Annotated in this window: 12 protein-coding genes; 5 read left to right on the top strand and 7 right to left on the bottom strand. The window is 38.5% G+C overall.

Translation table 11 applies throughout. From position 1 onward, the window contains the following. Positions 1-11: 11 nt before the first annotated feature. The 6 genes from fni to IGK96_RS09975 all read right to left on the bottom strand — a co-directional run bounded on the left by fni (position 12) and on the right by IGK96_RS09975 (position 6041). Positions 12-1034: a type 2 isopentenyl-diphosphate Delta-isomerase gene (gene fni, locus IGK96_RS10000; protein WP_010828616.1), complete on the bottom strand. Its 1023-nt coding sequence runs from the start codon at positions 1032-1034 to the stop codon at positions 12-14. Then, a complete protein-coding gene (locus IGK96_RS09995; protein ID WP_002355777.1) occupies positions 1018-2124 on the bottom strand; it encodes a phosphomevalonate kinase in 1107 nt (368 codons plus the stop codon). Before IGK96_RS09995 ends, fni begins: the two co-directional genes overlap by 17 nt. A 2-nt stretch (positions 2125-2126) precedes the next feature. Beyond that, complete coding sequence (gene mvaD / locus IGK96_RS09990) at positions 2127-3122, bottom strand: diphosphomevalonate decarboxylase (protein WP_071646856.1); 996 nt, start codon at positions 3120-3122, stop codon at positions 2127-2129. Further along, the gene (gene mvk, locus IGK96_RS09985; RefSeq protein WP_002355780.1) at positions 3122-4066 is read right to left on the bottom strand and encodes a mevalonate kinase; all 945 of its coding nucleotides are present in this window, start codon (positions 4064-4066) and stop codon (positions 3122-3124) included. Before mvk ends, mvaD begins: the two co-directional genes overlap by 1 nt. A gap of 269 nt (positions 4067-4335) precedes the next feature. Beyond that, positions 4336-4971, bottom strand: coding sequence for a pentapeptide repeat-containing protein (locus IGK96_RS09980; RefSeq protein ID WP_002376088.1), 636 nt, complete (start codon positions 4969-4971; stop codon positions 4336-4338). After that, positions 4968-6041, bottom strand: a complete 1074-nt coding sequence (locus IGK96_RS09975; protein WP_002355782.1) for an FUSC family protein — start codon at positions 6039-6041, stop codon at positions 4968-4970. The genes IGK96_RS09980 and IGK96_RS09975 overlap by 4 nt, the downstream gene beginning before the upstream one ends. A gap of 243 nt (positions 6042-6284) precedes the next feature. Between IGK96_RS09975 and opp1A the strand changes: the two genes are divergently transcribed. Then, a complete protein-coding gene (opp1A, locus tag IGK96_RS09970; RefSeq protein WP_002381303.1) occupies positions 6285-7955 on the top strand; it encodes an oligopeptide ABC transporter substrate-binding protein Opp1A in 1671 nt (556 codons plus the stop codon). Between the two features lie 78 nt (positions 7956-8033). Here opp1A and IGK96_RS09965 read toward each other — a convergent pair whose 3' ends face one another. Continuing rightward, positions 8034-8384 carry a DUF3899 domain-containing protein gene (locus IGK96_RS09965; RefSeq protein ID WP_002355784.1) on the bottom strand — a complete coding sequence of 117 codons (351 nt, stop codon included), beginning with the start codon at positions 8382-8384 and terminating at the stop codon, positions 8034-8036. Between the two features lie 90 nt (positions 8385-8474). On the opposite strand from IGK96_RS09965, the gene opp1B reads away from it, so the two are divergent. The 4 genes from opp1B to opp1F are packed head-to-tail and all read left to right on the top strand — an operon-like array spanning position 8475 to position 12492. Next, on the top strand, positions 8475-9416 hold the full coding sequence (gene opp1B, locus IGK96_RS09960) for an oligopeptide ABC transporter permease Opp1B (RefSeq protein ID WP_002381304.1): 942 nt from the start codon (positions 8475-8477) through the stop codon (positions 9414-9416). Beyond that, a complete protein-coding gene (gene opp1C, locus IGK96_RS09955) occupies positions 9416-10468 on the top strand; it encodes an oligopeptide ABC transporter permease Opp1C (protein ID WP_002355787.1) in 1053 nt (350 codons plus the stop codon). Before opp1B ends, opp1C begins: the two co-directional genes overlap by 1 nt. Positions 10469-10477: 9 nt before the next feature. Continuing rightward, a complete protein-coding gene (gene opp1D, locus IGK96_RS09950; protein WP_002355794.1) occupies positions 10478-11536 on the top strand; it encodes an oligopeptide ABC transporter ATP-binding protein Opp1D in 1059 nt (352 codons plus the stop codon). Then, the gene (opp1F, locus tag IGK96_RS09945; RefSeq protein ID WP_002355795.1) at positions 11536-12492 is read left to right on the top strand and encodes an oligopeptide ABC transporter ATP-binding protein Opp1F; all 957 of its coding nucleotides are present in this window, start codon (positions 11536-11538) and stop codon (positions 12490-12492) included. The genes opp1D and opp1F overlap by 1 nt, the downstream gene beginning before the upstream one ends. Positions 12493-12507: the final 15 nt, after the last annotated feature.

The following is a 12507-nucleotide window of genomic DNA, read 5'->3' as shown; positions in this document are numbered from 1 at the left end:
TACTTATTTTTTTATTTAATTCCTCGTTGTTGGCACCAATTGACTAAGATTGGATCGAGCACCAATTCAGCTGTTCTTATCTCAGCTGTGGTTCTTTTACCTAAAAGAGTATAAAGCATTTTCACTTCTTCTTGCCATTGCTGTACAAGGGCTAGGGTATTTTCTAAACCATTTTTACTCATAAGGGAAGCTAAGATAGTCCCAGCAACTCCCATGCTTTTGGCACCTAAAGCGAGTCCTTTGACAATATCAAGAGAGTTACGCACACCGCCAGAACCGAGAATAGTTAGTTTCTTTTGCCAATTTTGTGATTCCAGAAGAGAGATGACCGTTGATTGCCCCCAATCATCTAAGAAAGAAAGTTCTCGTTTTTTCCGCCGGGCATTTTCAATTTGTGTAAAACTCGTTCCGCCTTGGCCGCTCACATCCGCTGCTTGAACGCCGATAGAGGTAAGTTTTTCTAAGGTTTCTTGGCTCATGCCAAAGCCAACCTCTTTGACAATGACAGGCACTTCTACGGCCTGTACGATAGCTTCAATTTTGGTTAGCCAATTAGTGAAATCACGATCTCCTTCAGGCATGACCAATTCTTGGGGCACATTTACATGGATTTGTAAGGCATTCGCTTGAAATAAATCAAGCGCTCGCTTTGCTTCTTCCACACCCAAGCCTGCACCAATATTGGCAAAAATGAGTCCATCTGGGTTTTCTTTTCGCATAATTTGATACGTATCCGCTAAACTAGCATCTTTTAACGCTGCCGAGACAGATCCTGTCGCAACTAAAAGGCCAGTTTCTTTGGCAATAATGCCTAATTGCTGATTAATTTCTTTTGCACGCTGACTACCACCTGTCATTGCATTGACATAAAAAGGTTGGGGAAGCTGAAAAGAAAGAAACGAAGTGGAAATATCCACTTCGTTAACAGCGGATTCAGCAAACGATTGGTGAACAAAACGCACACGATCAAAGTCATTACTTTTTTCTTTGTGGAACGCTTTAGCTAATGATAGATGTTCATCTTTTCGATTCATGCTTCTCCTTACACTCCTTTTGACCATAGGTATAGACGTGAAGTGGCAGTGGGGTAATTCCGTCTTTTTCCCAAGCAGTCATTAATGGTAAAATCCCAGATTTTTGGCGGAAAATTACAATCCCACAATCGCCCCCGCCAGCGCCAGAAGATTTCGCAGCTCCTGTATAAGATTCAGCCAAATCACAAAGATTTTTCAAGGCTTCTGTTTCGATTACCACACCAGTCAGTGAAGATAATTCGGCGAGCAATTGGCGATTTTTAGTAATTTGTTTTTGAATAACAGAAATTTTTCCTGTGTTAAAGCCATTAATCATTGTTTCGACACAAAGCCGACTTTTCATTAAGAACTGCTCATAAGCCGCTTGTTTTTCTTCTTTTGATTGATGGACTCGATCAACTAAGTCTGAAGTGGACGCAGGACTACCTGTCCAACCAATTAGTAAACGTAGTTGTTTCGGTACTTTTAACGGAAAAATCATTAATTCAGGCCAGTCCATTGCTAACAAATCAGTTAATGTTTCAGTGGCTACTTTTTGATTGACCCAATCATGATCGAAGGTTGAAAAGGCAATCCAGCCCCCGTAACAGCTGGCGGCGATATCTCCGCAAGAACCATTTCCTTGAACGGCTAAGTGAGCTAATGCTGATAATTTGAAAATTTCCTCATTTTCCAAACCTAAATCATAAAAAATATTCAAGGCTTTGACAGTTCCAACGGTTACCGCACCGCTTGAACCAAGACCATATTTTCTTCCATTTGAACTATCTAATTCACTCGTCACTTTTAAATGATAAAATGACAATTCTTTGTTTTGCTCTTGCGCATATTTTTCAGTTAGATGAATCGCCGCTAAAACATAATGAAAAGGATTTTCGCGAATATCTAATACAAGCTCACCATTTCGGCGTGTCCAACGAATAGGTAAAGAGCTGTATTGTGCAGATTGAATACTGCCTTCATCTGTTGTTTCTTCGACAGTTACAGTTACGAATTGATCCACAGCAACGATAATGGCAGGGTGACCAGGTTCAACAACGGCATATTCTCCTGCAATAAATAACTTTCCTGGCGTAGTAACTTCAATCATGCTTATTTATCCATTCCTTTCGTTTCAAACAATTCAATTCCGGGACCAGCAAAAGCTGGGACTAACTGCTCTTTTGAAAAATGTTCACTTAAAAATGTTTTTAATGCTTCTAAGTTTTTCTTTTCGACTAAGACCTTGACATTCGGACCTGCATCCATTGTAAAGTAGCAAGGAATTCCTTTGGCCCGTGCTTGGCGAACTAAAGCCATCGCTTGTAAGCTGCCTGGGGACCAGTAAGTAAATGGAGGGACAGCGCCTAAGGTGGTTCCATGCATCCTTAACCCATTGGCTTCAATGATTTCTCCTAAACGAGGGAAGTCTTTTGTTTTAATTGCTTCATGAACTAGGGATAAATCTTTTTCCACATTGTCCAACCAACCTTGATAAAAGCTAGAAGTTTCTACTGTTCGTTTCATTCCATCACGGCTGGAAACATCTTTTTCGCCATCGTTAATTAAGATAAAGAGCATGGCCAATTCGTTTTCCCAATTATTGGCTGGAATATTTTCAGCAAACGAAGTTTCATCAGAGTGGCCTTTGTTCCATTGAGCAAAACCACCAAAAATGCTGCGACAAGCAGAACCTGAACCACGTCGCGCTAAACGGGATAAGTCTTTTGCTGAAAGATTTAATCCTAAGGCTACGTTACAGGCCCCAGCTAAAGCAGCTAGACCACTCGCTGAAGAAGCCAAACCAGCTGCAGTAGGCACAAAATTTTGACTTTCCACTTTTGCAAACCAAGTACAATCGGCTTGTTGACGAACAAGGTTCAAAAATTCTTTGACTTTTTTTGTTTGTTTTTCGTTTTGCAAGGTACCATCTAAAATAAATACATCTTCTGAATAATGGGCATCAAATGTCACAGTTGTTTCTGTGTAAAAGGCATCTAATGTTAATGATAAACTACTATTCATTGGTAAAATGTATTCTTCATTGGCTTTTCCCCAATATTTAATCAGAGCAATATTTGTATGCGCTCGTGCTTTTCCTGAAAGCATTACTTTTTCACCTCTAATGATTGAATCCATGTAGCAACAGCTCCATTTTCTTCTAAAGTCTGTGCAATGGTTTGTGCGGTCTTTTTATTATCTGTTAAGGCAATCATACAGCCACCGCGACCGCCGCCGGTTAATTTTGCTCCTAGAGCGCCATGTTCTAGAGAGAGAGCCACTAGTCGATCCAGCATATCGTTGCTGACGGTTAATTGCTGGAGTTGCTCTTGCGCTAACGTCATTAGCTGACCTAATTTTTGTTTATCATCTTGTAAAATTGCCTGCTTCGCTTCTTTAGTAAAAGAACCTAATTGTTTCATTGTTTCAGCGATTGCTGTGGGATTATTTTGAGCTAGCTGCGCAATGTCTTTCACTGCTTCACGTGTTTGACCTTTAATTCCCGTATCAGCTACTACTAAGTAGGCATTAGATAAATTCATCGAGAAATGTGTGGGCGGAAATCCTCTAGTAAAAAATAAGGGATCAGCGCCGCTTGTTGCTGCGGCATCGATACCACTAGGATTGCCATGAGCAATTTTCTCACTTAAGGAAACAAGCTCAAACAATTCTTGATATGTATAAGCGTAATCAAAATAATCAAAAAGGCTTCGAACGATGGCCACAGCGGTTGCTGCGCTTGAGCCCATTCCTCGTTCAGCGGGAATCGTACTTGTTAAGGTCAAAGTGCCTTTAAACGTATCTTCCTTTAAAAAATGTAAGGTTTGCTGAACAACTTCCTTGATATTTGCTAGCTCTTGGGGCACGTCTTCAAGCAATCCTGTAAAATATGCACAATCTATCTGCATAGTTTTTGCCGGGGTAAAGACGGCTGTGATTTCTGTCGCTTGAAAAGGAAAGGCGATTGCTGGTTCGCCGTAAACAACGGCGTGTTCCCCCATTAAAATGATTTTTCCCGTCGCTTGACCGAGGCCTTGTTTTTTTATATTCATTCACTGACATTCCTTTTGAGTAGAATCGAGTATAGGACAAAAGACGTTCTTGGATTAGAAGAACGTTTGTCATAATCTCTTCATGATTTATAGGAAATGATTCCAAAAGTTTCTCTTGTTCCAAAAAAAGAGATTGCTTAACCTAAGATAGTTTACCTAAAAATAAGGCACAAGTAAAATGGTTCCGTTGGTTTTTCCAAAAAATTAATAACAATTTAATAAGAAAGAACCGACAGAACCAGTTATTCGGCTATTTTTTTAAAATTTTCTTAGGTAATCACCAAACCAAGGGCACTTGCCAAATAAATGGCTTGTTCAGGGGTGACTTTAAGACCTGATAAATAGTTTGGTGAGAAAGTCAAGCGTTCAAAGGTGTTTTGGGAAAAATCCAATCCTTTTAAAGAAGTATTTAGCCAATTACTTTCGGTTAAATCGCAAGCTTCTAGAAGGAGTTTCTTCCAGGTGACCTCGAAAAATTCACTTTCGACTAAACGAGTCTGATTAAAGTGAACAAGATTAAAATTTGCAAAACGAAAAGAAGCATAATCGGCTTTGCAATCCTCAAATAGACAATCTTTTAAATAGCTATCTGCAAAATTCGTTCCTGTCAAATTGCAACGAAGGAAAGTCACTCGATGAAAACTGCCAGACAGCCATTCGACGTTAGAAAAATCGCAAGCTTCAAAACGCACATTACTACAATCAAAAGAAGCAAACTGGCCATTTGCTAATGAAAGATGATCGAAAACAGCATCCCGAAAGACTAAGTTACGAACTTCTTGATTCGATAAATCAATCTGCTGATACAAATGATTTTCTAAGATTGCCTCATCTTCTAATTGACAGTTCGTTAATAGAGGAAGTTGTTCTGGCAGATTTGGTGGCAAGGGATAAGTTATTTTCATAAAACGCCTCTTTCTTCTTGTTGATTTTCAAAGGTTTCATCAATTGAGTAGGCCCGATTATAGAAACGTAGCGCAGTTGTGAAAACATAAGCGCCGGCAAAACCAAGTAAACTACCTAACACAATCCCGACTAATCGATAGTTTAAAAGATTACTAATGACTTGCTGTCGTGCAAGATTTGATAATAATAAGGACATCGGGGTAATAAAAAAGCTGGCAATCGCATAGTTTCTGTTAATGAATCCTTCAAAAGCTGCATATAGAATACTAATGATACCGATTGTTTGTAAAGGTGTAAAGGGAATCATTAATAAAATTGCAGAAAGCAACAAACCAAGACTCGTACCTAGAATCCGTTGCACATTTCGCTGCATCACAGAATGTAAATTTTCCCCTTGTAAAATGGCTGCGCAAGTAAACGTCATCCAATAGGCATTGACTAAATGAAGCGATTGACTTAAATAAGCCGCTAAAAATAAAATGGCCGCATAATGCAAAGCATCTAATAAAGAAGCGGGATCGATATAAAGTCGTTCTTGAAGAGACATCCGTTTTTGAAAAACGTAGGGGCGCTTGTCGATGAAATGAAGCACAATGCCCATGATAATGCCGGTCACTACTCCTAAAAGAACAAAACTGGCCATGATGGGAATCTTATGTAAAGGAAAATTGTTGCTTGTTCCCATTGCGGTTGACATGATAACTAACAAAGCACCAGGCTTCTCAATGCCATACAATCTAAAAAGTAAGCGTGCAAGAAAAGCGACGATGGCAATTGTAATGGGAATCAACCAAGGTACATGGTGACTTAGCATTCCTAAGCTGTTGCCCAGAACAATAAAAAAGCCAACAATATTCAGTCTGCGCAATAATTGAGGCAAAGGAAGCGGCTGATAATAAATAAACGTATAAATGCCCATCGAGCCAAAGGTCCCAATGAGTAAATTATTGGAAAAATAACCAATTAATAATGGAATTGCCATACAAATTGCGACACCAACTAACCGAAATAATTCGTCATTTGCTTTATCGATAGCAAACAAATCCTTTAAAAACGTAGAATTTTTCATATTTTGTCACTCCTTTACTTCCTAATTTACCATAATGTTTAGAAAACTGACAAAAGAATTGCAATAAAAGACAGGAAGAAAAAGAGTGGTTTCTGATAGGAAGAGAAGAAAAATTAAAAAAAGTTAACATTTTGACTTGCAATTTTAATATGAAAAATGTAAGATATATTCCATAGCAATAAATAATTATTAAATTCTGATTTTTCAGAAAATACAGATTGCATTATTTTAGGAGGCAACACTATGAAATTGAAAAAGTCATTAACATTCGGTGTGATTACATTATTTAGCGTAACAACTTTAGCGGCTTGTGGAGGCGGCGGAACGTCAGATAGCTCAAGCGCGTCTGGTGGCGGTAAGGCAAGTGGCGAACAAGTTTTACGTGTCACAGAACAACAAGAAATGCCAACAGCTGATTTATCACTAGCAACAGACAGAATTAGTTTTATTGCATTAAATAATGTATATGAAGGAATTTATCGTTTAGACAAAGATAACAAAGTCCAACCTGCAGGTGCAGCGGAAAAAGCAGAAGTTTCTGAAGATGGACTAACATACAAAATTAAATTAAATAAAGATGCAAAATGGTCAGACGGTAAACCAGTGACTGCTAATGACTATGTTTACGGATGGCAACGAACAGTTGATCCAGCGACAGCTTCTGAATATGCTTATCTGTATGCCTCTGTAAAAAATGGTGATGCCATTGCTAAAGGGGAAAAAGATAAATCAGAATTAGGAATTAAAGCAGTCAGTGATACAGAATTAGAAATCACTTTAGAAAAAGCAACACCATACTTTGATTACTTATTAGCTTTCCCATCGTTCTTCCCACAACGTCAAGATATTGTGGAAAAATATGGTAAAAATTATGCATCAAACAGCGAAAGTGCTGTCTACAATGGTCCATTCGTCTTAGACGGCTTTGATGGTCCTGGTACAGATACAAAATGGTCATTCAAGAAAAACGATCAATATTGGGATAAAGACACAGTGAAACTGGACTCAGTAGATGTGAATGTCGTGAAAGAATCACCAACCGCGTTGAACTTGTTCCAAGATGGACAAACAGACGATGTCGTTCTTTCTGGTGAATTAGCCCAACAAATGGCCAATGACCCAGCTTTTGTTAGTCAAAAAGAAGCATCAACACAATATATGGAACTAAATCAACGTGATGAAAAATCACCATTTAGAAATGCGAACTTACGTAAAGCCATTTCTTACTCAATCGACCGTAAAGCGTTAGTTGAATCAATCTTAGGGGATGGTTCTATCGAGCCAAACGGTTTAGTACCAGCAGATATGGCAAAAGACCCAAGTGGCGGCAAAGACTTTGCTAAAGAAGCAGGTAGTCAAATTGAATATGATACGAAAAAAGCTAAAGAATACTGGGAAAAAGCGAAAAAAGAATTGGGGATTTCAACCTTAACAATGGATATTCTTTCTTCAGATGCAGATTCTTCTAAGAAAACAGTTGAATTTGTTCAAGGGTCAATTCAAGATGCTTTAGATGGTGTGAAGGTAACGGTTAGTCCGGTTCCATTCTCTGTTCGTTTAGATCGTTCAAACAAAGGCGACTTTGATGCAGTAATCGGTGGTTGGAGTGCTGACTATGCTGATCCAAGTAGTTTCTTAGACTTATTTGCTTCAGATAACTCATATAACCGTGGACGTTATAACAATCCAGAGTTTGACAAGTTCGTGAAAGCTGCAAGTAGTGCAGATGCGACAGATCCTGAAAAACGTTGGGATGATATGTTAAATGCAGAGAAAACGATTATGGGAGACATGGGTGTGGTACCATTATTCCAAAAATCAGAAGCGCATTTACGTGCTGAAAAAGTCAAAGATGTCGCAGTTCATCCTGCTGGCGCAACGTATGACTACAAATGGGCATACATTTCAGAATAACCTGACAAAAGATCGATAGCAAACAAAAAAGGACCTTTGCCATGGAATAAAAGGCAACGGTCCTCTTGCTATCTTGTCTTAGACCAAGTAAAATAGTAGAAAGCCTAAAGACAGAATCAGTAAGATGCCCCCAGTTTTTAGCCAGAAAGAGCGATGTGCATCGCCAATGACTGAAAGCGGGATAAACTCTTTCGGTTCATTTTTCTTTTTAAAACGAAACGCGTTTTTCATTGAGCGCTGAAAGTTATCGAAAAAGCCAGAGGACATAATCCATAAAGCAATGCCGATAATTAAAAAGAAAAGCGAAACGATAAAGAAGGTATCTGATAATGAGGAGGTAGTGATAGGTTCTTTACTTATTAATAAGTAAAGAAAAATGCCGATACTGGAAATAACGGCTGTAATAATTGGCCATTTAAAAGTTTTCATGTGTTCACCCTATCTATTATTGTGGTCTATCTAGTCATTACTTTAACGAAAATAACTGAGGAAGTCAAAAAAATCTCGGAGGTGTCATTATTGAATAGTTTTGGAAAATATTTTCTTAAACGGATCTTTTTCATGATTATCACTTTGTGGTTAATCGCAACGATTACGTTTTTCTTAATGCAATTATTACCAGGTACGCCTTATACCAACCAAGAAAAACTTAGTCCAGAAACAATCGCTATGTTGAATAAACAATCTGGCTTAGATAAACCAGTGATTGTTCAATACGGAATTTACTTAAAGAACCTGGTAACAGGAGACTTTGGTATTTCATTCCAATTTAAAAACCAACCTGTTGCTAAGTTATTAGCTGGTCGAATTGGGCCATCCCTTCAACTGGGAGGACAAGCGATTATCTTTGGTACGTTAGTCGGTATTTTATTGGGGATTATCGCAGCGATGCGTCAAAATACTTGGGTAGATACGTTGGCAACATTGTTAGCCATTTTAGGTCGTTCTATTCCAAACTTTGTTTTCGCGGTATTATTACAATACATTTTTGCAATGAAATTAAGAATCTTACCAATTGCTATGTGGAATGGTTTTGCTTACACAATCTTGCCAACTATTGCCTTGGCAATGAGTCCCATGGCCGATTCGGCTAGGTTTATTCGAACCGAGATGGTAGAGGTCTTGCATAGTGATTATGTCGAATTAGCCAAAGCAAAAGGCTTGAGTCGCTGGCAAGTTGCATTCCGCCACGGGTTAAGAAACAGTTTAATTCCATTGATTACCTTATTAGGACCTTTAGCCGTTGGTTTAATGACAGGTTCTTTAGTAGTAGAAAATATTTTTGCCATCCCTGGAATTGGGGAACAGTTTGTAAAATCAATTATGACAAACGACTATCCAACAATTATGGCAGTAACTATTTTGTATTCAACAATGTTAGTTGTTGTAATTCTGATTGTTGACTTACTTTATGGTTTAATTGATCCAAGAATTCGCGTATCAGGAGGTGCAAAAGGCTAATGGAAACAGTCAATAAAAATAATCTACCACAAGCGATTAAAGATATTCCGGCAGATGAGTTTCAGCCTCTAAACACTTCAACTCTAAAAGAAAGAGAGCGTATTGCCACACCGTCTTTAAGTTTCTTACAAGACTCATGGCGTCGTTTGAAAAAGAATAAAGCTGCAGTTATCTCAATGAGTTTCTTAGCAGTTATTATCTTTATCTCTATTATTACCATTTGGGTTTCACCACATAACCCAACGAAACAAAATGTTTCTTACATTAACTTACCACCACGAATTCCTGGCTTGGAAAGCGTGAATGGTTTAAATGGTAAAACAACAGTTGCTGGTCAATTAGTTGATAAATATGCACAAGCAAACGTTCCAGATAACGTAAACTTTTATCTAGGAACAGATGGTTTAGGTCGTGATGTCCTAAGTCGTTTATTTATGGGAACACGTATTTCCTTATTAATTGCGTTTATCGCGGCGATTCTAGATATTACGATTGGGGTAACGTATGGACTGATTTCCGGGTTAGTCGGCGGTCGTGTCGATACAGTAATGCAACGTATTTTAGAAGTTCTTTCTGGTATTCCTAACTTAGTTGTTATGATCTTGATGCTAACAGTCTTTGATCCAGGGATTGTTTCGATTGTTTTAGCCATGGTTATTACAAACTGGATATCAATGGCCAGGATTGTGCGAGCCCAGACCATGAAACTAAAAGACCAAGAGTTTGTCATGGCAGCAGAAACATTGGGCGAATCTCGTTGGAAAATTGCTATTAAACATATTTTACCGAATATCTCAAGTGTCATTATTGTCCAAATGATGTTCAGTATCCCATCGGCAATTTTCTTTGAAGCGTTCCTAAGTTTTATTGGGTTAGGCTTACGTCCACCAACCGCATCTTTAGGAACCTTGTTAAACGAAGGATACAAAACTTTCCGTTTCCTTCCATATTTAATGTGGATTCCAGCGGCAACACTTTCAGTTATCATGATTTGTTTCAACTTGTTAGCTGATGGTTTACGTGATGCATTTGATCCTAAGATGAAAGAGTAAGAGTGGTGAATGACTATGGAAAAAGTATTAGAAGTTAAAGACTTAAGAATCTCCTTTGATACATTTGCAGGTAAAGTCAACGCCATTCGTGGTGTGAGTTTTGATCTTTATAAAGGTGAAACGTTAGCCATCGTAGGTGAATCAGGGAGTGGTAAATCTGTTACAACCCGCAGTATTATGCGTTTGTTGAGCAGTAATGCCAATATTGATAACGGGGAAATTTTGTTTAAAGGACAAGATATTGTTCATAAAACAGAAAAACAAATGCAAGCCATTCGTGGTAAAGAAATCGCAATGATTTTCCAAGATCCGATGACTTCATTAGACCCAACGATGCCAATTGGCAAACAAGTGGCGGAATCATTAATCAAACATAATAAAGTCTCAAAAAAAGAAGGCTTAGCGCAAGCATTAGAATTACTAAAATTAGTCGGCATTCCTAATGCTGAAAAACGTTTGAAAAACTATCCACACCAATTTTCTGGTGGGCAACGTCAACGGATTGTCATTGCAATTGCTTTAATTTGTTATCCCGAAGTTCTAATTGCAGATGAACCAACTACAGCGTTGGATGTAACCATCCAAGCACAAATTTTAGAGTTATTAAAAGATTTACAAGAAAAAATTAGCACTTCGATTATTTTCATTACCCATGATTTAGGGGTAGTAGCGAACGTGGCTGACCGTGTCGCTGTCATGTACGGTGGACGTCTGGTTGAAGTGGGAACAGCAGAAGAAATTTTCTATAATCCACAACATCCATATACTTGGGGACTTTTAGGGTCAATGCCAACGATGGAAGGAACAGAAGACAAACTTTATGCGATTCCAGGTTCACCTCCAGATTTATTAGATCCACCAACTGGAGATGCCTTCTATCCACGGAATGAGTTTGCTTTAAAAATTGATACAGAAAAAGAACCACCTTATTTTGAAGTATCACCGACACACAAAGCAGCAACGTGGTTATTAGCACCACAAGCACCAAAAGTTACGCCTCCAGCAGAGATTGTTCGTCGTTGGGCAATTTATGCAGAGCGTCAAAAAAATCCAGGAGGTAGTAATTAATGGCAGAAGAGAAAAAAGTCCTATTAGAAGTCACTGGTTTGAAACAGTATTTCAATGTTGGTCGTAAAGACGAAGTAAAAGCCATTGATGACATTAGTTTTCATATTTATGAAGGCGAAACCTTTGGATTAGTTGGCGAATCAGGAAGTGGAAAATCAACAACTGGTCGCAGTGTCATTCGTTTATATGATCCAACTGCTGGTGAAATTCTTTTCGATGGAAAAGACATTAGCAAAATTAAATCAAAAGCGGACATGCAAGCATTCCGCCGCGATGTTCAAATGATCTTCCAAGATCCATATGCTTCATTGAATCCAAGAATGAAAGTCAATGATATTATTGCTGAAGGAATCGATGTCAATGGATTAGCTAAAACACCAAAAGAGCGGGAAGAAAAAGTCAATGAACTTTTAAAAACGGTGGGATTAAATCCAAGTCACAGTACGCGTTATCCTCATGAGTTTTCTGGTGGGCAACGTCAACGGATCGGGATTGCTCGTGCTTTAGCGGTTAATCCACGTTTCATTATCTGTGATGAGCCGATTTCGGCTTTGGATGTGTCGATTCAAGCTCAAGTAGTAAACTTATTACAAGATTTACAAAAAGAACAAGGCTTAACTTACTTGTTTATCGCACATGACTTATCGATGGTAAAACATATCAGTGACCGAATTGGCGTAATGCACAGTGGGAAATTATTGGAAATGGGCACAAGTGATGATGTCTATAATTTCGGCGTTCATCCTTATACAGAAAGTTTGCTTTCTGCGATACCATTACCAGATCCAGACTATGAACGCACACGTAAACGGATCGTTTACCAGCCTGCAGCGGCAGATGGAAAAGATCGTGAGCTCCGTGAAATTCTCAATGGACACTATGTTTATTGTGCTGAAGACGAAGTTGCAATGTACCGTGAAAAAATTGAAGAGAAGAAAAGAAAAGCTGGTTTATAACCAGCTTCTTTTCTA

The organism is Enterococcus sp. DIV0682 (assembly GCF_051712685.1).
Lineage (GTDB): Bacteria > Bacillota > Bacilli > Lactobacillales > Enterococcaceae > Enterococcus > Enterococcus faecalis.
This window is presented reverse-complemented; position numbering and strand designations above follow the sequence as displayed.